This is a genomic window from Chthoniobacterales bacterium, from assembly GCA_035274845.1.
Taxonomy (GTDB): Bacteria; Verrucomicrobiota; Verrucomicrobiia; order Chthoniobacterales; family UBA10450; genus AV80.
The window spans coordinates 52,215-71,851 of the sequence record DATENU010000015.1 but is presented as its reverse complement, the minus strand read 5'-3'; the positions used below and the strand labels follow the sequence as shown (position 1 = coordinate 71,851).

Here is a 19,637-nt window from a genome sequence, read left to right as displayed (position 1 = left end):
CTCCGAGTCAGTTGAGCCCAAAAACTTCGACTAATGCGACCCCGGTACCATTTTGGACTCCGCGAACGATAGCGGTGTAAGAGCCCGGATTGAGCGCGGTCAAGATCGCCGCTTCGAGTTTGTCGCTTGGCGCAAGGCCGCTATCGATGATTGCCTGTTTATTCGAGGCATCTATCCAGTTGTCGTTGGAGGCGACCAAGCCGCCGTTGCCATCGTGCAATTCGAGCAACGGATCGCTGAGGGCGTTTGGAACCCCAAACTGCGTCAGAGACGGGCCGATCCCGCGCACGAGCACGTCTTGCGGAGCTGATCCCCTTGCAATCACCCCGCCAATCATCACGTTGTCTCCCGTTTTGACGAAAGAGCGCGTTGAAATATTGCCGAATTTGGAACTGGCTGTTTCATCGAGGTCGTACGCCTCTATCACCGCCGTTCCGGTCATATTATTCACGCCCTGAATAACGGCGGTGTAGGACCCAGGATTGAGGCTGGTGAAAATCACCGATTCGAAATTGTGACTCGGCGCAAGCCCACTATCGATAATTGCCTGTTTGTTAGTCGCGTCCATCCAGTTGTCGTTCGATGCGAGCAACGCACCGGTTGAGTCATGCAGTTCCAAAACCGGATCGAGTAAGGCATCGGCAATCCCAAAGTTTGAAAGGCTGGGCCCAAGCGCCCGCAAGACCACCTTCTTCGGTCCGCCGCCGGTGATGATTAACCCACCAAACAAGACGTTATCACCAGTCTGGACGAAGGCGCGCGTGGAGATATTGGCGAGCCTCACAAACTTCGAACACAAGGCCCCGCCCGTATTGAGCAGAAAATTATCAGTGCTAATGCTGTAGAAGCCGCCAAAAACGATCATTCGGCTGCCGGTCCAGACCCCAGTGGGATACTCGGCTTCGTGGGGAGCATCGATCCTCGAGGTCGCCGTCCAGGCGTCCGTGCTCGGCCTGTATCGGCCACCTGAGTTTAAAAAGCTGCCATTGTAACCGCCCCACACGATCATTTCGTCCCCGGTCCAGACAACTGCGTGAGTGGATCGGCCAGTAGGCACACTGACAAGGCTGGTCGGAGTCCAGGTGTCGGCGCTCGGATTGTACCTCGCTCCCGTGTTCAAAGGAGCGCCGTTGTATCCTCCCCACACGATCATCTCGTTGCCCGTCCATACTGCCGTGTGGTTGCTTCGCGCCGCGGTGTCCGTGCTCGTCGCAACCCAGGTATCGGTGACCGGGTTGTATTTTCCACCGGTGTTCTCGGGGGTATAACCGCCGCCAAAGACGATCATCTCGCTGCCGCTCCAGACCGCCGTATGGTCCTTTCTCGCGCTGGGCGCGTTCGTTGTGCTTGTCGCAATCCATGAGTCGGTATTTGGATTATAACGGCCCCCGGTGTTCGCGTTCCCGCCGCCGACTTTTTCGCCACCCCAAACAATCATTTCGCTGCCCGACCAGACAGCGGAATGCCAACGCCTTGCTTGCGGGGCATTGGTGAGCGTCGTAGAAGTCCAACTGTTTGTTGCGGGATTGTATCGGCCGCCCGTGTTCAGAATATTGAAAGGTTTGCTACGCCAACCGCCCCAAACGATCATTTCCATTCCCGTCCAAACCGCCGTGTGAAGCTCCCGAGCGTCGGGCGCATTCACCGTGCTGGTCGGCGTCCATGCGTCTAAAGCAGGATCGTACCGGCCGCCGGTGTTGATCGAGTTGAAACCGTTGCTGCCTCCCCAGACGATCATTTCGGCCCCCGTCCAAACCGTTTTGTGCTGGTACCGGCCCGCCGGGGTATTGGTCGAGCGAACTTGGGTCCAGATATCTGCCGTCGGATTATATCTCCCGCCGGTGTTTGAATCCCCATATCCACCCCCGAAAGTGATCATCTCACTTCCGGTCCAGATAGTCGGGCGCTCGGCTAACGCGGACGGAGCGTTATTCATTGTCATCGGACTCCAGGTATTCGTGGCCGGATTAAAACGCCCCCCCGCGTTGGGTTGCGTAAAATTGTAAATGCCACCCCAGACAATCATTTCGCTGCCGGTCCAGACGGCGCTGTGAGAATAGCGACCGGGCGGCGGATTTGATGCAGTTAACGTCACCCAGGTATCTGCCGCTGGGTCGTATCTGGCGCCGTCATTCAAGTAGCTGCCGTTCTCCCCGCCCCAAATGATCATCTCGGCACCCGTCCACACGGCGCTGTGGCTGGTTCTGTTGGCGGGAGCGTTTACCGCACTCATCGTCATCCAGGTATCTGACGCCGGATTATATTTCGCGCCGATCATTGGCGAACCCGAGCCGCTAATCTGCCCGCCCCAAATGATCATCTCGCTTCCCGTCCAGACCGCCGAATACCGAGTCCGTCCCGCCGGCGCATTCGTCGTGGTCAGCGCGCTCCAGGAGTCGGTAATTGGGTCATAGCGACCGCCGGTGTTCGGATACGCCCCCCCGGGCTCGAAGCCACCCCACACCAGCATCACAATGCCGCTCCACACGGCGGTATGAGAATATCGCGCCGTAGGTACATTGCTCAGGCTGGTCGGCGTCCAACTGTCACTTGCCGGATCGTACTTGCCGCCGCTAACAACAGGAAGGCCGTTACTGCCACTGCCGCCCCAGACGATCATTTCCGTCCCGGTCCACACCGCGGTATGGGAACTTCGCGCAGTCGGTGCGTTCGTCAGGCTCACCGTCGACCAACTGTCAGTAGCTGGGTTGTATCGGTCGCCGGTTGCCAAAGCCCTGTCATAGTTACCCCCACCCCACACGATCATTTCGCTGCCGGTCCACACCATCGTGTGGCCGGAGCGGTGCGCTGGGACATCGATCAAGGGCGACCAGGTGTTATCGGTGCATACGCCCGCGTTACTGGTTAAAACGGGCAGCGAGTAGCCGGTGAAAACGGCGTCACTCCCGCCTGCAGCGCGGCGCTGGTTCGCCGGTTTTGGGCTTGTTCCATAGAATTCATTCGCCCGGCGCTCCGACAACGCCGGTCGGACCAGGCACTCCGCGATGACAAATGGATCGTTGCCGAGCGCTTCAAATAACTCGCGCAACATCTCGGGATCCTTTGTCTCCTGCGCAATTCGATCCATCTCCGCCTGCACTTGCGCAGAGCTGACCGGTCGCTGCCAGTAATCCTCCAGCATGCGCGAGCTTCGAAGATGGTCGCGCACTTTGGTTTCGATCTGGTCGCGGGACATCACCGCCCGTAGCTCCGGCTTGGGATCAGTGCGTTCCTTCGGCCAAATGCGATGACGCCAGTACACTTCCTCAATTTTCCGCTGATTCTCCACGCGCTCTTCGAACGTCAGCGTTCGCTGGAAAACCTCCGGCTCGGTCTGTGCCGCGCGCAGCGAAACGAGCGCGGATACGACGGCCGAACCAATCGCGACCGTGAGGAAAAGGCGCCTGGTCGACAAACGGTTGGGGAAAGAGCGCATGAAGGAGCCGTGAGGAACGCGCGTTTTTATGCTTTGCGATGCTAATGTCAAGCGCCGACTGTCGCTGCGATGGGTCCCAATCGTGAGAAAAGGAACCAGGAATGCAGAAAGGTATGTGACGTCCCACCGTTTCGCAGTGCCTCTTGCAACCTCATGATGTTGCCGTGCCTTTGATACCGAGTTTCTCCATGCGCGGCTCGAGCATCGCGAAGCCCGGCATGTCGTCACCGCGTTCATCGCGCGCCTCAGGAACTTTCGACTGTGAACAGATCATATACGTCAGTGACGTATATGATCACCAAGTCCTCCCCGTATCTTATCCGAGTGACTCGCCGGTCGATTGCTCTCAGCGATGCGGAGCCAGCGTCGAACCTGGCGGCAAGACGAGCGGTTCCTTGCCATCGTGAAATGTAATTGGCAGGTCCACTTGCCGCGCTTTGCCAGGCTTAAATCGCCAGCGGCGGAGGGCAAGTATTGCCTCCCGGTCCAACACGTCGGAACCGGTTGTTTTCAGAATCAGGACATCGGTGACCTTGCCTGTCTTGAAGTCGACCATCATCCGGAACCTACCCGTCCCGCCGATGCGCTCGCTCTGGAGGATTCGGGGGTACCGGGGCGTAACACTGTAAAGGACATCATCCGGCGACACCTTGTCAGCGAAGAGCGACGAGCAACCCAGGCAGATCAGGAAGCCGACAATGATTCGCGCTCGCATCGTGTCAGTCTAAGGCGAGCTTGGATCGAGGCAACAGTTACGCCAATTACGTTTGCCCTTGTTCCCAAACAGCCGCCTTTGCCAAGGCTTCGGCGCGCCGGGGAGTTTGGGAACGAGGAAAGGAGAACCACGGATGACGCGAATTGCTCGGATGGTTGTAGGGCAACCGCGTCGGTTGCCGAACGAAAGGCTGGCAGGCGGAGCGCCCGGCCTCCAAAATCTGTTTCCTATCCGTATCATCCGCGTAATCCGCGGTTAAATTGAAGATGCACGATGAATGAGGACCTTCTCACCGACGCTTCCACGCGCGCGATCCGTTATCTGGAAGGAATCGGGGACCGCTCGGTAGCTCCGACGGCTGATGCCGTAGAAAAATTGCGCGCGTTCGATGAGCCGTTGCCGGAACAGGAGACCGATCCGGCGGAAACGTTGCGGCTCCTGGATGAAATTGGATCTCCGGGGACGATGGCGATGGCGGGGCCGCGATTCTTCGGGTTCGTCATCGGCGGCGCGCTGCCGGTCACGGTCGCGGCCAATTGGCTGGCGACCGCCTGGGACCAGTGCGCCGGGCTTTGGCGCCCGACTCCGACGGCCTCGTTCCTCGAACGAGTTTCGTTGCGCTGGCTTCTCGACGTTCTTCGGCTGCCGCCGGAATGCAGCGGTGCGTTTGTCACCGGCGCGACGGTCGCAAACTTCTGCGCGCTGGCCGCCGCGCGGCACAGCGTTCTCAAACAAGCCGGCTGGAACGCGGAAGCGGACGGACTCTTCGGCGCGCCGCCCATTACGGTGATCGTCGGTGAAGAAGTGCATCCTTCCGTTATCAAGGGGCTTGGCCTGCTCGGCCTTGGCCGGAGCCGCGTCGTAAAAGTTCCGGTGGATGGTCAGGGACGAATGCGGGCCGATCATCTGCCCGCGATCTCCGGTCCCACCATCATCTGTGTCCAAGCCGGCAACGTAAACACCGGCGCGTTCGATCCGGTCGCCGAGATTTGTCGGGTCACGCATGCCGCCGGCGCGTGGGTCCATGTTGATGGCGCGTTCGGTCTCTGGGCCGCCGCGACGCCGTCGCGCGCGCATCTCGCCACTGGAATTGCCGAGGCCGATTCCTGGGCGACCGATGCCCACAAATGGCTCAACGTTCCCTACGACTGCGGCCTGGCCTTCGTCCGCGACCAACATTCCCTCCCGGCCGCCATGGCGATCACCGCCGAATATTTGCCGACCGAAACCGAGCACCGGAACCCGGCTGATTTCACTCCCGAGCTCTCCCGCCGCGCTCGCGGCATCGAAGTCTGGGCCGCTCTCCGTTCGTTAGGCCGCGAAGGCCTCGCCCGGATGATTGAGCGTAATTGCGAACAGGCGCGCCGTTTCGCCGATCAACTTGCCGCCGCCGGATTCGAGATCCTGAATGAAGTCGTCCTCAACCAGGTCCTCGTCTCCTTCGGCGACGCGGAAAAAACCCAGCGCGTCATCCAGGAACTTCAGGACGACGGAACCTGCTGGTGCGGCGTGACCGTCTGGCAAGGCCGCACCGCCATGCGCATCAGCGTCTCGTCCTGGTCGACCACCGACGCCGACGTCGACCGCAGCGTCGCCGCGATGATTCGAATCGCAAATCGCTTGTAGGCCGACCCGACTTTCGACGTTTCGTTTTCCAGGGCGCGAAGGGAATATCGCTCAGGAAAAATTAACCGCGGATTACTCGGATTTCTCGGATGGTTGTAGGGCAACCGCGTCGGTTGCCGAACGAAAGGCTGGCAGGCGGAGCACCCGGCCTACAAAATCTGTTTCCTATCCGTGTCATCCGCGTCCGCCAGTCGGACGGACTCGTCCTGTGGCGAGTAATCCGAGGTTGAATTGAAGATGCACGATGGACCTCCGGATTGGACGGAGGCTGTGTAACTTCGAACTTTGAGACTGTTGCGGCCTTGGCTGCTATTTCCTTCCCAGCGTGGATTCGATCGCCGAAAGCGACCGGTCGATAGCCTTGTTGAATGAATCGCCTCCGATCTGGGAGACTTCAGCGATAGCAGCGACCCTTGCGGCAAAGCCGAGGTGGAAGGCGACGAACCACTCCGGATGCGGCGGTTCCGGATCGGGAACGGGCGGCCACCAGGGCGGTAGTTTAAGCCGTTTTGGTTTGGTCGGGCACCAGTCGTCGAGATCGGCGAAGATGCGTTCCTCATTTTGGCCCGTCCGGTCGGCGAGCCAGGTGGCGTGAATGAATTCTGCCGCCACCGCGGCGCCGACGTCGATAGGTGGAAGCGGTTGCGGGTTAAGCGCGACTTCGGCCAGGCGGCTCTGCGGACCGCGCGGGATTACGTCGTAGATGGCGGGAATACGCCGGCCGATGATCGCAAGAAGCCGCGCGTTAAGGGTGAGGTTGCTCATGGTCTGTTTGGGGTTGGGGTGAGTTACGACCGCGTTCGCTGACGGTCTGTTTCGCTGTGCCGGTTCTCCCGGCGAAAAGCTGTAGCGTCCGCTGTCGCCTGCGGATCCTTTGAGGTGTGCGACCTTCGCCGAAAAGCGATTCGCTTTTCGCATCTCGTCGGGTGCGCGCGACTGAACATGTCTGAGGGCCTTCCCCGGGGGTTCGCGCCCCATCCGGCGCAATCTGGAGCTTGCCCAGAAAAAGCCCATCCACGCAAGGAAATTCCCGGGAGTCGGCTTCAGCGCTTTCGATTGGGCGACTGGAAGCCCGAATTAAACCGCGGATTACGCGGATTCCGAACCTCTGAATATCCGTCTAAATCCGCGCCATCCGCGGTTCAATCTTTTTGCGCCCTCGTTTTCACCTCCGTGGTGACCGGGCCAGGTTTGTTGACCTCGACAACCTTCGCGGCTTTACCCTTGTCCGGGCCGTTGGTGTAAACGAAAACGTAGGCGCCTGGCTCCGGCGCGTTAAAAGTCAGGACAACAATTCCGTCCTTTTCGGGTAGCGACCGGAACGGAACCTGGACCACGCTCAACTCCCCGACCGCGTCTCTTTTCCGCACCTCGAAGGTGGGCGGCTCACCCGCGTTCACCGCCACGCCGGCCATCAGGGCGAGCACGAGAATACCGCAGAATAATTTCGTCATGTTCAAGGTTTTACCGAAGCGAGTCTCCGCGAGCGAGCCAATTTCAACGCTCGTCAGTGTTGTAGGGCGACCGCGTCGGTTGCCTTCGCACGAATGCCCGGCAGGCGACCCGCCCGCCCTACACTCCTTGTCACACGTCACTGGCCGCGAACTCTTCCTTTTTAGTTCTTCCTTTTCTTGCGTCACATGCTCACACTCGGCGCATGAAGCCCTTCCTCACACCGCTTATCCTCGTCAGTTTTCTTTGCAGTAGCGCGCTGGCCGCAACCCCCACCAGTTCGCAGGGCAAGAGAATCCAGGATCTGAATGTTATCTCAACCAAGGTGCTGCAGAGATCCATCAGTCCTAAGTTCTACAAAAGTCTCCTGGTCTCCCCGATTGAGGGTTGGATTGTTGTCCGCGGGAGTTGGGTCGGCAGCCGTATCAGCGGGCCCAGAATAGTTCGCTCCGAGCTCGGCGGGGTTTACGATCAGCTCGCTCTGAAATTCGCCAACGACTTCGAGATTACCGGATCCACTGGCGAGCTAACCAATCTTCGGGACGGCGCCATCATGCTCCACCTTCTGGTTTATCACACCGCCGATGGGACCATGCTTCTCTCATTTCCTACTTTCGACATACCTGGCGGCGATCAAATGTACTATTGGGGCTGCGCCCGGCTCGCGGTCATAAAAAAAGCGGATGGGCGATGGGTCGAAATAGAGGGGCCCGATGGCCTTCACGGGAGAGGCTGGGCGGTGCGCCCATCGAACGCAGGTGGAATGCCCTACCACGCCGATCAAAACGGGCCCTCGCTGGCGCGTGACGGGAAGTTTAAGGCCAAGCTCCCACCGCCTCCGGCATCTGTGCTTGGGCCCATTATCGCCGGCTCAAAGGGTGAAGTTATCGTCGGGCCATCGGTCCGGGAGAGATGACCTGAATCTTGGGAGCAGTCTGAACGATAACTGATAATTTCCCGCGAATGGACGCGAATTAGCGCGAATCTTACGGAAGCCAAAGCGCCGGTCGTTGCGGAATCAAGTAATCGCGAACGCGTCTGGGAGGATTTCGATCGTCACGAAGTCTGGCGCTTCTCTTCGACACTCATTTCGTTCAGCGGCAAATTCGGGCTGGCATAGGCGGAACATACCATCAGATTCGGAAGCCGATCCGATCGCGTAGATCCAGAATCGGCCGGACGGCCTGAGCTGGAAGACCACAACACCGCTTTCGTTGGCGTCTACGATTGTTCCCGAGGGTAGCGCCCGCTATGGATACGAACGACGCAGAGACGGAGGCCAAAAGGGCGGCTGCAGAACGAGAAGCTGACGTTGTAGTGTGCGCCGTCACCAGCGCAGAAAGTCCGCTGGCGACAGCGGACGCTACATCGCCTTCCACGCTTCGGTGCCTGATGGCAGAGCGTCGTTTCGTTAGTGATCCGTTGGCCAGATCAAATCGAGAATCAGTGACTTGGTTGTTTCGTCGGTGGCCTGGGGCGGGTTGCCGGTGACGAGGACGCGGTTTCCGTTGCGGCTCAGGCGGTAGGCGCTGTAGTAGTCCGGAGCGCGGTCGGGCATCAGGTCGCCCTGGTCAACGGTGGGCGGTGTGTGTTTGCGGCGGTCACATTCTCGTCTGGCCGTGACTCGAAAGAGCCCCGACTACGCGGTGCAAAAAAGACATATGATCAAAACAAGACAAGCGACGACGTATAGACTGATTAAGCTAAGCGCTAAACTCCATGTGATGACGATGCGGGAATAAAACTCCTGAGGCATGTACCCAAGCTGAAGAAGAAATTTGTAGTCACTGTGTGAACGGTTGCGAAAGCTCATTACTCTGGCAATCAAGAACAGACAAAGAAATGCGATTCCGCCCGCTGCGGCGTAGCGGGCCGGGGAGTGAGCAGCCAAGAAACTCTGGGCGGGTTGCGAGGAGATTACCCAACCCATGATCAGAGTGAGGATGGCCGCCTGCTTGAACATGAAATCGATTACCGCCGCCCGCACCTCTTTAAGGACCCCGACCAAGAAGTCGTGCTTTTCCTTTGGCGATGCCACTGCGACTGGCAGCGCTTCACTCGTCGCATTCATTCGTGTCTGGCTCAAATGAACGGCGGACAACGAACACAGGGGGAACTCGCCTCATGGTTCGGAGACTAAAGAGGGCAGTTCTTTGAGGCAATCACATTCGCATCCGGCAATCCCGTCGCCCGGCTGGACGAGTCCGGCTCTCGCTGCTTCCGCGAAACGATTGTGCGCGGCTTTTATGGCGCGAAAGAGCATGCCTAAGGTTCGCCGGCACAATCTGCCGTCGGCTCTTCGACCAATGATTCAAACGCTTCTCAGGCATGATCGTTCGCGGTGAAGGTGACCTCGTGAAGACCTTCCTTCGTGCCGGACAGAATCCGACGGGCGAAGAACTCCGCTAGACCATCATCCTCGGTCCTCCACCCTCGCCCCGGTTCCCGGCTTCTTGATTCTTCCTTCTTAATTCTTCCTTTCCCAGCCTACGGCATCCAAAGGCCCGGACGCTGCGGGACCATTTGAATAACGACAACAACACGATCATCTCGCCACACGCTTCTCTTTCCGGCCGGATCTACCGCTACGACCCGGTTCTTAGTCCACGTCAGGGCGCGCAGCCGCATCTTATAAGTGCCGTCATTGCCAGCATCTATTTCAAGCCACGCCCCCCGAACTCTCCATCGGACTGGCGGACCGTCAGCGGCACGGGGACTTACCTCCACTCGCCCGATTTGTCCGTATTGGTAAAAGTTTAATGCCTCACCGGTCTTTGAGTCTTCCCGGCTGAGATTTGCGGTCGCGATCTCCAAATCCGCCCACCGCTCTAAGATAGGCGGAAGCGACGCGCATCCTCCGAGCATGATCGACACCGCCGCGAGAACTGCCCATTTCATCCAGGAAATTCTAATCCAACATTCAATGAGGTCAGCTGTGATTCCCAACATTCCTCGGTTCAGTGCATCTCAACGCCAGAAGAGCGAGATCACAGGGTGACCCTTTCTCCGCTCCCCCATGCAGAGACGGAGGCAACTGGGCGGCTGCGGAGTAATTGTAGCGGCGGTCTCAGACCGTCGAAACGATTTCAGGCGATCGGCGGTCGGAGATCGCCGCTACAGAAGGGGCGAAACCGTTGTAGTGTGCGCTGTCACCAGCGTAGGAAGTCCGCTGGCGACAGCGGACGCTACATCGCCTTTCACGCTTCAGCACCTGATGGCGAGAGCTTGCTCTCTCTAGTGATCAGTCGGCCAGATCAAATCGAGAATCAGTGACTTGGTTGTTTCGTCGGTGGCCTGGGGCGGGTTGCCGGTGACGAGGACGCGGTTTCCGTTGCGGCTCAGGCGGTAGGAACTGTAGTAGTCCGGAGCGCGGTCGGGCATCAGGTCGTTCACGATCACCATCCCTGTATCTTTTCGCCAAAGAAACGCCACATCGGGCGGGTCGCCGTCGGTTCTGACTCCCGCGATCAGCGAGCCGGTCACGATCCGGGCGTCGTCGGAGATATCGGTGACGACGCTGTAGGTGAAGAAATGTTCGTGACCATTTTCGGGAAGAATCGTGAAGATGCCGTTTTGCGGTGAAATGGGCGGTCGGGTCCAGAAGAAGGGGGCGCGGTCGCAATCCGGGTCGCCGCTGCTGATACAGGAAGATTTCACGGCGAGCGAACCGCCGGCCGCGGTCCCCGTGCTATTGACCGCCCTCAGATCAACAACGCTGAGACCATTCGGAGGGATGAACGTCTCCAGGTTTCCGGAGCTATCCCAGCGCATCAGGACAATGCGACCGTCTGGCAGGGTGCCGGTGCCGAAGATGGTTCCCCCATCGGTGACGAACGTGGCTCCGCTGGAAACGGCGTTGCCGGTCGCGAGCGGGCGTTCGGTTCCATCCACCCAGCTCGTCGCCTGCATGTTAGCGTACTTCTCGCCCGAAGCCCCGACGATGACCTTCCCGTCGGTGGTCATGGGACGCTGGCGGACCGCTTCCACACCGCCCACCGTTGACCAGGGCTGGCTGCTCGGCAGCAACTCGAAGAAGCGTTCCTTCCAGATCGCCGCCTGAATGGGCGGGTGGATGAAATTCCCGACGATGCCGGAGATCAGGTTGCCGTCCTTGGAGACAGCGAGGGCCCCGCCGGTCTCTTCGAAAGGTGACGGGGTGTCGAGGAACTGCAGGCCCTTTTCTCGCGTCCAAACCCAGGGCGCATTGGTCGCGTCGTCCAGGAAAACGACCGCGCCCACCACCGTCTTTCCATCGGGCGTCACTCCGTTGGTGATGTAGCGGCTCTCCACTTCCGCCAGATCTTCCCGGAGCTTGAACAGGGTCGCGCTGTTATCGCGTTCCAGCCAGAGGAACGGGGCGTAAACATCCACCCAGATGTAGCCGCCGTGGTAGTAACGAACCATTCCGGCGGCATAACCATAATCGAGGTCGGCCAGAACGACGAACGGACCGAACGGCCCGCGAACCCCCTGGTCGGGGCCGGGGATCAGGGTGCTTCGCACCACGATCGGTCGAGGGCCGGGAGCCGCCGTCGCTCCGGCAAAGCCGAAGATCAAAAAAACGGCGGCGAAAGACAGGACGACGCGAAGCGTCGCGATCAGACTGGAGAAGGCGGATTGCGCCCGGGAGTTTCTTTTCATGATGGGGTTGGTTTGGGGTTGGGGTTTTCTGAGGTCGGGGAGCGAAGCTGTGCCGCTTCGCGTTTGGCCGAGCCTATCGGGAAACGCCGCCCGCTGTCACGCTTTTCCGCGCTCAATCCGGCCTCGCCGAAATCGTTCAGAGAACCTCTTCGACAACATCCGTTCCGACCCGCGCTGGGTGCCTCTCCTGCGCAAGCTCGGCAAGGCCCCGAGCAGCTCGCGCAGATCAAATTCAAGGTGCCAACGGTTCAATAAGCCCGGCCGAGCGGCGGCATCAGTGTGAAAGGTGAGGACGGACCCCTTCTGATCTCCCTCCTTAACCCTTCCGTTTTGCGTTCCCAAGGCTACCGATGCCACGCCGACCGCGACGGTTGACTTCGCGTCGAACCTCCTATTCTCTTCCTTTTCGAGGATCGCAAAACAGACGGCCCCTTCCCCTTGTCATCCACCAGAGCCTGCCATCCCCCGCCATGACTGTGCGCATATTCGCCGAGTGGAACGGCGAATTTCACAACGGATGTTGCAATGAAGGTGCGCGTCTTGTCCAGTTCTGGCCTGAAGCGAGCAGATAACCATGCCAGTTTCGTTTTTGATTTTGAGCGATATTCATTTCGGGCGACTGTCTTGCTCGAAGGATTTCGCCCTCCCGGACGATAGCGCTGGTGAACTTCAAAATGCCGTATCAATGAAAGCCTCTTTAATCGAGGTCGCTCGGCACGAGGTCATCGATGCAATCTTGGTGTCGGGGGACATGACGTCTGTCGCTTCGCCCGCCGAATTTTCGGGAGCCGTGCAAGCGGTAAACGACATCGCGGCCGGATGCGAAATTGCCCAGGACGCCATCTTTTACACCTTCGGTAATCATGATACCAATTGGCGAATCTGCCGCCTCGGAGAACAGTCCCCCGAATTCCGGGCTGATGGCGAATATTCGCGCGTGGGTGGAGAAATTGCTGGGCTTTTCGTAAACAATATCCGGCCGACACATCCCGGTCCCATTCCCGGCTCTGGAGTCTTTGAACGCGACAGTTTCGAACTCATCGTTCTAAACACCGGCTATTATTGCAGCAGCGAGCAGAAGGTAAAACATGGCAGACTGGGTTCGACGCAGCTCGCTTGGTTGGCGGAGGTTTTGGCGAAGCCCAAACAGGCGGGCAAATGGAGAGTCGTTATGCTCCATCACCATCCGTTCAATTTGCCGTATCCCACGCCCGGGTTGGATATTTCCACCTTAGAGGAAGGAGCGGAAGTTTGCGCCCTTCTGGGAGCGGGCGGGGTGGATATCGTGATTCATGGACACCGGCACCACCCCTTTTTGACAACGGAACTCAAAGAGGGATGGTCAAACCCGATTACGTTCCTTTGCGCGGGCAGCGTAGCCGTTTCGGCCGATCACCGATACGGAGGTGAAATTCCGAATCTGTTCCATGTTGTGCGGTTGGAAGGCCAGGGACCCCACGGGGCGGCTACTGGGACCGTGAAGACATACGCCTATTCTGCGGCCGCGGGATGGATGCCAGTCAAGCGCGCCGCGGCGGTTCCGCTGGACGGGAAGCAGACTTTTGGTAGCTGCGCCACTGCAGCCGAGCGCCAGGCGGCCATGATCGCATGTGTTCAGACTGCGTTGGCGGGAGATCCTGGCGCCTTTGTGCCTATGCCGACGTACGGCGCTCTACCTCTAGAGCTCGCTTGCATGGCGATCAACGACCTGCGTGGCGAACTTCACGATGCGGCCGCCGGGTTAAATTGTAACGTCGTCGGTGCCTATCCGGAGGAGGTTTACCTCAAGCGAAACTGATTATGAAGCGACGCAGCGATCTCCTCAAAGACTATACCGGTCCCAACCCTTTCCATGAATCCCAAGGAAGGGCTGGTGCCGAACAAAAAATCCTCGCGGAATTTTTCCCCACATCGGGCTTTTGGTCGCTGTTCAACGACCAGCATGAGATTCTTCTGGGCACGCGAGGTAGCGGCAAAACTTTCCTTCTTAGAATGATGTCTTACTCGCTCCTGAGGGATTTCGATCATCCTAGAGCAAAAGAGATTCTGCGTAATCGCTCGTACGTTGCCTTTTATGTGCCGCTCCATTTAGAGTTCCTCGCGTCCATTGCGGGCAAGAAGTGCAACGATGATGAGAAGCTCGAATATTTTCAGTTCGCCTTCAACTGCGCAGCGGCGAAGGCGCTGTTAGCAGAGGTTCACGTCCTTTTGAAGGATTGTTTCAGCGCCACGAAGGAACGACTGATAGCGGAAGAAGCTATCATTCGCTTGTGTGGCAGCATTTGGTTTGCGGAGAGTGGTTCTTACCCGTCGACCATCGAGGACTTACAATGGGAGATTGAGAAGCACTACTCGCGCACACCCTTCTGGCGCGACGGTACCATCAATCCAACGCCTCCCCTAGCAAGGCCGATTCTAGCCCCTATTACGGCTGTCTTAGCGAAAGTTGGTAAACTTCTCGGCTTGACGCCAGGAGCCACCACGTGGGTGGCAACCATCGACGAGGCAGAGTTTCTGAGTCCATCATTCATTCGGTGTCTTAATTCCTTTATGCGGAGCGAAAAGCGGCCCTTAGTTGTCAAAATCGCAACATTGCCCTTCAAACATTCGACGTGTGAGACCGCAGCCCCGGGTATTTCCATTCAACCCCATGGCAACGACTTTAACTATCGTCCCGTAGACCTTTCCTGGGATTCGGCAGACTTCGAAGGGTTAACGAACTTCCTATGCGATTCCCGCCTCCGAAAGTGCGGACTTCCCTCCGGCACCGACCTGGAGTCGTTTCTAGGAACCATCGGGAATGATGACCTGATAGACTATTTCAGGGCAGAATTCTCCCCTGAGGAGACTTCAAACGAAGCGCTTTTGAAGTCCATCGTTGAATCGTTATCTGTTAGGCGAAGGGAGAATTACGAGAAAATTAAAGCCGATCCACAAAAGGTCGATCGCCCGTATCTTCATCGTTTTGCTCCGGTTTACTTCACCCGGCGAATGCGCATTGAGAATGCCCGTGGTGCGCGAACTCCCGGTTGGTTCGCGGGCGCCCACACGATTCGTCGAATCGCAGATGGAAATCCCCGACGGTTTATTCAAATCATGAACCACCTTGTCGAGCAAGCTCGCGCTTTAGAACTTACGGCGCGGAATCAGCATCGGATTTTATCTGCATTTTGTCAGCGTTACTTCGACGATGTCGAGGGATATCCGGAGTGCGGCCCAATGCTAAAACAAATCCTAGATGATGTTGGTCAACTATTAAGCGCGAGGGTGCACGGCAATCACATGACGGATAGTGGTTGCAACTTCTCTATCGAGCAAAGGCTGCTAGATGTCGGCGTCTTTCGAAAAACTATCGAATTTGCCATCGCGTATTCCATTATTATCGCAGATGAAGATACATTCTTCGGCAAACTTCAGGAAGCGTCTGATCTAAGACTTTCGTATATATTCGCGGTTACATTCTGGCTACCGATGCGGAAGGGAGACCCTGCAACGCTGCGATCGCGCCATGCTGTGCTGACTAATCAGCTTTCAGAGAGTTTGGCTGGAAATCGCCAGCCCGACGCCGTCCGCAATGCATTTCAACTTCACCTTTTCGAGGGGTCAAACGATGAGGCAGTTGAGGCTTCCTAGTTTAAAGACGGAGCAGTTTGCCGTCTGGGCAAATACCGGGCAGCGCAAACCTACGAGGAGATTCTTCGTCGCGACAAGCGGGTACGAGAGTCGATCGTCCGCCTTAATCCGTGAGGTGATGCGCCAATCAGACCGCTTCAAGAAAGATAATTTCTTGGTCGCTGGATTTGCTGATTTAGAAGACAAATTGAGCAGACCGGAAAATGATGACTTCTATCACAAAGCCGGACTGAAAATCACCAAGTGCGGCTCGTCTCGCGAGGTCTCGTTTATTGATGCCTTCGCGAATAGGCTCAGCGAAACCATTGAAGCTCTAACGTCAGATGAGCGTTTGGAGATTCACATCGACTACTCTTGCATGCCGAGACACTGGTATTGCAGGCTGCCCCAGATATTGGAGGAAAAGCTGCGCACATTTGACCGTGCATTTTTCTGGTACACTCCAGGTCTGTACACTGATCCTATTTATCCCACGGCCGGAACCTCTGATTTTCACGTCTTTTCGGGCCGTGCATCTCTTAGTGCGAAATTCCGAACACATTTGTTCGGCCTCGGTTTTGATCGCGTCCGGTCACAAGCAATCTGGAGCGTTCTAGATCCGAGAAACTTAGTGTGCTTTTACGGCGATCCAGCGGTATTCCCAAGCTATGTCGAGCGCGTACGGTCCGATAATCGCGAGGTACTCGATGCGGCTTCGTTTGTATTTACCGTTCCAGTCTCTGATTTCGCAAAAGCGTTTAGTGGCATTCGATCAGCCGTTTTTCAGTTTCGGCAGCTCGGTGACATCGTCATCGTTCCAGATGGCCCGAAGCCTTTAATTTTTGCGAGTTCGTTGGTCCCGCTCACCCTCGACGAACCGTCCGGTGTCGTTTGTTTTCACGTCTCTAAACGAAAGATGGAGGGGTTCACTCCGGTGGATGTGCCAGCAGCGGGAGAAGCCGTTGGGTTTTCTATCGGCAGTCGACAGAGCGTTGCGTCGACTGAAAGGGACAATGATCAGGCTAGCATTTGAAAAATCCGATCGAACGAATTCAGCCGCTCTTGAAGTGGCCAGGCGGAAAGCGATGGCTCGCAGGCCCATTACAAACCTTGCTGCGGGCCGAGCTACATCGGTTCTACTACGAGCCATTCCTCGGGTCAGCCTCGGTATTCATGCATCTTCGACCGACAAATGCAGTCCTATCAGACATAAATGCAGATCTGATATCTACGTTGAATACCGTTCGCGAGAATTCGGAAAAGGTTCTTGCAGCCATTTGGAGATTTTCGAACACGCGTGAATGCTACGAGCGGGTGCGCCGATCAAAGCCGCGCAGCGAGGTGGCCGCGGCAGCTCGGTTCATATTCTTGAATCGGACTTGTTGGGGCGGCGTCTACCGGCTAAATCGCCGCGGTGAGTTTAACGTTCCTTTCGGAAATTCAGGGCGAGTGATATGCAGGGGTGCGCAGTTGTCGGCCCTAGCCAAAAGCTTGGATAACACGGAACTGATAGCGAGCGATTTTGAGAGCGTCATCAATCGAGTACGTCGGGGCGACGTTTGCTATGCGGATCCGCCGTATACGACAAAGGGCGCGAATAACGGTTTTCTCCGTTATAATGAACGCCTCTTCAGTTGGGACGATCAGATTCGATTAGCGTATGCTTCAAGAGCGGCCGCCAGTCGGGGCGGCTTCATTGTAGTCAGCGCTCTTTGGCACGACGGAGTCTTAGACCTCTATCGGGGCTGGTGGGCTTGTAAAGTCCGGCGCACGGTTTGCGTCGGACGAAACATCAGGTCACGCGTACCTATTGACGAGGCTTTGGTGTTCAGTCGATTGCCAAGAATGTCGACGCTCTTTGAATCTGAGATCAGAAAGCTTTAGGCCGAAACGCAAGAGAAGCGAAATTGCATGGGTTGGCCGGGCGACAAAGTAGGGACCAGTTGCGTTTCGGACGGAGACTAGCGAAGCAGCGGGAGACGGCGGACGGGCAGAATTTGCTATCGAGAGCGGTAAAATTGTGTATCATCCGGCGTTCCGAAAACCCGAATGACGACGATGCTTTCCAATGGCAACCAGCCGGGATCGACGATCCCGGCGACAGGGCGCTCAAAGCGCTTTTGCCTGATTCTCGTTAAGCCGTCGCACTACGACGAGGATGGGTATGTGATCCAGTGGTTTCGGTCGACGATTCCGTCGAACTCGCTCGCGGCGGTGTTTGGGTTGGCCAGGGATTGCGCGCAACGGCAGGTGCTCGGCCCGGATGTGGAAATCGAGATCCATCCGTTCGATGAAACCAATACCCGGATCAGGCCGGACAAACTGGCGCGGATGATCGAGGAGGCGGGAGCGGGGATGGTGATGATGATCGGCGTGCAATCGAACCAGTTCCCGCATGCGTGCGACCTGGCGAAGCCGTTGATCGAGCGCGGGATCAAGGTGGGGATCGGCGGGTTCCATGTCTCGGGGATCACGAGCATGCTCGGCGGCGAGTGCGCGGACGTGAAGAAAGCCAAGGCGATGGGGATCACGATGTTCTGCGGCGAGGGCGAAGAGAGACGGGTCGAGCTGGTGCTGAAGGACGCTTACGAAGGGAAGCTGAAGCCGTTCTATAATTTCATGGCGGACCTGCCGAACATTGAGGGCGAACCGTTGCCGCTCATCCCGGCGATTCGCGCGGCGCGGACGGCGGGCGCGATCACGAGCTTCGACGCGGGCCGCGGATGCCCGTTCCAATGTTCGTTCTGCACGATCATCAATGTCCAGGGACGGAAGTCGCGCCGGCGTTCACCGGACGATGTGGAGAGGATCATCCGCGAAAACGTGGCCCAGGGGCTCCACAGCTTTTTTATTACGGACGACAATTTTGCCCGGAACAAGGATTGGGAAGTGATCCTGGACCGGTTGATTCATCTGCGGCTGAACGTCGGGCTCAAGATGTCGTTCATGATCCAGGTGGACACGCTTTGCCATAAGTTGCCGAATTTTATCGCGAAATGCGCCGCGGCCGGAGTGAAGCGGGCTTACATCGGGCTGGAGAACATTAACCCGGACAGCCTGGCGGGCGCGCACAAGCGGCAGAACAAAATCACGGAGTATCGAAAGATGCTTCAGGCGTGGAAGGAAGCGAAGATCATCACCTATTGCGGGTACATTCTCGGGTTCCCGGGCGACACGCCGGCGTCGATCAAGCGGGACGTGGAGATCGTGATGAAGGAATTGCCGGTGGACATCCTGGAGTTCTTTTTCCTGACGCCGCTCCCGGGCAGCGAGGACCACCAGAAGCTGGTCCAGGCCGGGGTGCAAATCGAGCCGGACCTGAACAAGTACGATTTGAATCACGCCTGCGCGCCGCACGACACGATGTCGAAGGAGGAATGGGAGAAGGCTTACCTGACGGCGTGGGAAACGTATTACGCGAACGAGCACATGGAAACGGTGTTGCGCCGGCTGGTGACGAAGCGAGCTCCGGCAAGCAACGCGATCCTGCTGGCGACCTGGTTCAAGGGCGCGATCGATATCGAGGGGATTCATCCGCTGGAGAGCGGGCTGTTCCGCTACAAGTTCCGGCGTGATCGGCGGCCGGGGTTGCCGATCGAGCCCCGCTGGAAATTTTATCCGAAATACGCGGTTGAATCGGTCCAGAAGATGGCGAAGTGGTTTAAGCTTTGGGCGCGGTTGCGCAGCGTCTATGTGAAGATCAAGCGCGATCCGAAGAAGTGGGAATACACGGATCTCGCGCTCACGCCGGTGACGGATGAAGAGATCGAGACGCTCGAGATTTTCCACACGCATTCCGCACCGGCGTTCGTCGCGCAGGAGCAGCGACGCGCGGCAGCGACCGCCGAGCGGCGTGAGCCTGTGGCGGTTGCGTAGCGTTCCGCCGCCCCTTCGGGGCTGATTTTTCCTAACGACAGGTATCCGGAGGTTCGCTTCGCTCACCTCCGGCTTTATTCCGGCGCCCGTTCCGGGCTGTACCGGCAGTGCCGTAGGCACGAAGGGAATTAGAGCCCGGAGTGAGCGGAGCGAACTCCGGGGAACCGTCGATGGCATCCCCAGCCCCGGAGGGGCGATGGACGGCGCAGCGCGCCGTCCCTACCAAGGAGGGGCGCTTTCCAAACCGCCCACCTTCCCCCGTCGGTTTGTAAACCGCCG

Annotated in this window: 13 protein-coding genes; 6 read left to right on the top strand and 7 right to left on the bottom strand. The window is 57.9% G+C overall.

Translation table 11 applies throughout. The features are described 5' to 3' along the window. Window positions 1-7: 7 nt before the first annotated feature. Window positions 8-3,436 carry a kelch repeat-containing protein gene (locus VJU77_09930; protein HKP03664.1) on the bottom strand — a complete coding sequence of 1,143 codons (3,429 nt, stop codon included), beginning with the start codon at window positions 3,434-3,436 and terminating at the stop codon, window positions 8-10. A gap of 346 nt (window positions 3,437-3,782) precedes the next feature. After that, window positions 3,783-4,151: an energy transducer TonB gene (locus VJU77_09925; protein HKP03663.1), complete on the bottom strand. Its 369-nt coding sequence runs from the start codon at window positions 4,149-4,151 to the stop codon at window positions 3,783-3,785. Window positions 4,152-4,424: 273 nt separating this feature from the next. On the opposite strand from VJU77_09925, the gene VJU77_09920 reads away from it, so the two are divergent. After that, entirely contained in the window at window positions 4,425-5,777 is a 1,353-nt protein-coding gene (locus VJU77_09920) for an aminotransferase class V-fold PLP-dependent enzyme (GenBank protein HKP03662.1), read from the top strand. A 309-nt stretch (window positions 5,778-6,086) separates the two neighbouring features. On the opposite strand, the gene VJU77_09915 is transcribed toward VJU77_09920, so the two are convergent. Next, on the bottom strand, window positions 6,087-6,542 hold the full coding sequence (locus VJU77_09915; GenBank protein HKP03661.1) for a hypothetical protein: 456 nt from the start codon (window positions 6,540-6,542) through the stop codon (window positions 6,087-6,089). 377 nt (window positions 6,543-6,919) lie between these two features. Beyond that, window positions 6,920-7,231, bottom strand: a complete 312-nt coding sequence (locus VJU77_09910) for a hypothetical protein (protein ID HKP03660.1) — start codon at window positions 7,229-7,231, stop codon at window positions 6,920-6,922. 203 nt (window positions 7,232-7,434) lie between these two features. On the opposite strand from VJU77_09910, the gene VJU77_09905 reads away from it, so the two are divergent. Next, window positions 7,435-8,145 carry a hypothetical protein gene (locus VJU77_09905; GenBank protein HKP03659.1) on the top strand — a complete coding sequence of 237 codons (711 nt, stop codon included), beginning with the start codon at window positions 7,435-7,437 and terminating at the stop codon, window positions 8,143-8,145. A gap of 495 nt (window positions 8,146-8,640) precedes the next feature. On the opposite strand, the gene VJU77_09900 is transcribed toward VJU77_09905, so the two are convergent. The 3 genes from VJU77_09900 to VJU77_09890 all read right to left on the bottom strand — a co-directional run bounded on the left by VJU77_09900 (window position 8,641) and on the right by VJU77_09890 (window position 11,870). Further along, window positions 8,641-8,787 (bottom strand): hypothetical protein, encoded by a 147-nt coding sequence (locus tag VJU77_09900; protein ID HKP03658.1) that lies wholly within the window; start codon window positions 8,785-8,787, stop codon window positions 8,641-8,643. An 81-nt stretch (window positions 8,788-8,868) separates the two neighbouring features. Continuing rightward, the gene (locus tag VJU77_09895; GenBank protein ID HKP03657.1) at window positions 8,869-9,300 is read right to left on the bottom strand and encodes a hypothetical protein; all 432 of its coding nucleotides are present in this window, start codon (window positions 9,298-9,300) and stop codon (window positions 8,869-8,871) included. Window positions 9,301-10,463: 1,163 nt separating this feature from the next. Next, window positions 10,464-11,870, bottom strand: a complete 1,407-nt coding sequence (locus VJU77_09890) for a hypothetical protein (protein ID HKP03656.1) — start codon at window positions 11,868-11,870, stop codon at window positions 10,464-10,466. Window positions 11,871-12,444: 574 nt separating this feature from the next. On the opposite strand from VJU77_09890, the gene VJU77_09885 reads away from it, so the two are divergent. The 4 genes from VJU77_09885 (at window position 12,445) to VJU77_09870 (ending at window position 19,358) form a co-directional block, all read left to right on the top strand. After that, window positions 12,445-13,668 (top strand): metallophosphoesterase, encoded by a 1,224-nt coding sequence (locus tag VJU77_09885; GenBank protein ID HKP03655.1) that lies wholly within the window; start codon window positions 12,445-12,447, stop codon window positions 13,666-13,668. A gap of 2 nt (window positions 13,669-13,670) precedes the next feature. Further along, window positions 13,671-15,503, top strand: a complete 1,833-nt coding sequence (locus VJU77_09880; protein HKP03654.1) for a hypothetical protein — start codon at window positions 13,671-13,673, stop codon at window positions 15,501-15,503. Then, window positions 15,481-16,515: a hypothetical protein gene (locus VJU77_09875; protein HKP03653.1), complete on the top strand. Its 1,035-nt coding sequence runs from the start codon at window positions 15,481-15,483 to the stop codon at window positions 16,513-16,515. Before VJU77_09880 ends, VJU77_09875 begins: the two co-directional genes overlap by 23 nt. A gap of 1,016 nt (window positions 16,516-17,531) precedes the next feature. Then, window positions 17,532-19,358 (top strand): radical SAM protein, encoded by a 1,827-nt coding sequence (locus VJU77_09870; protein HKP03652.1) that lies wholly within the window; start codon window positions 17,532-17,534, stop codon window positions 19,356-19,358. The last annotated feature ends 279 nt before the right edge of the window (window positions 19,359-19,637 follow it).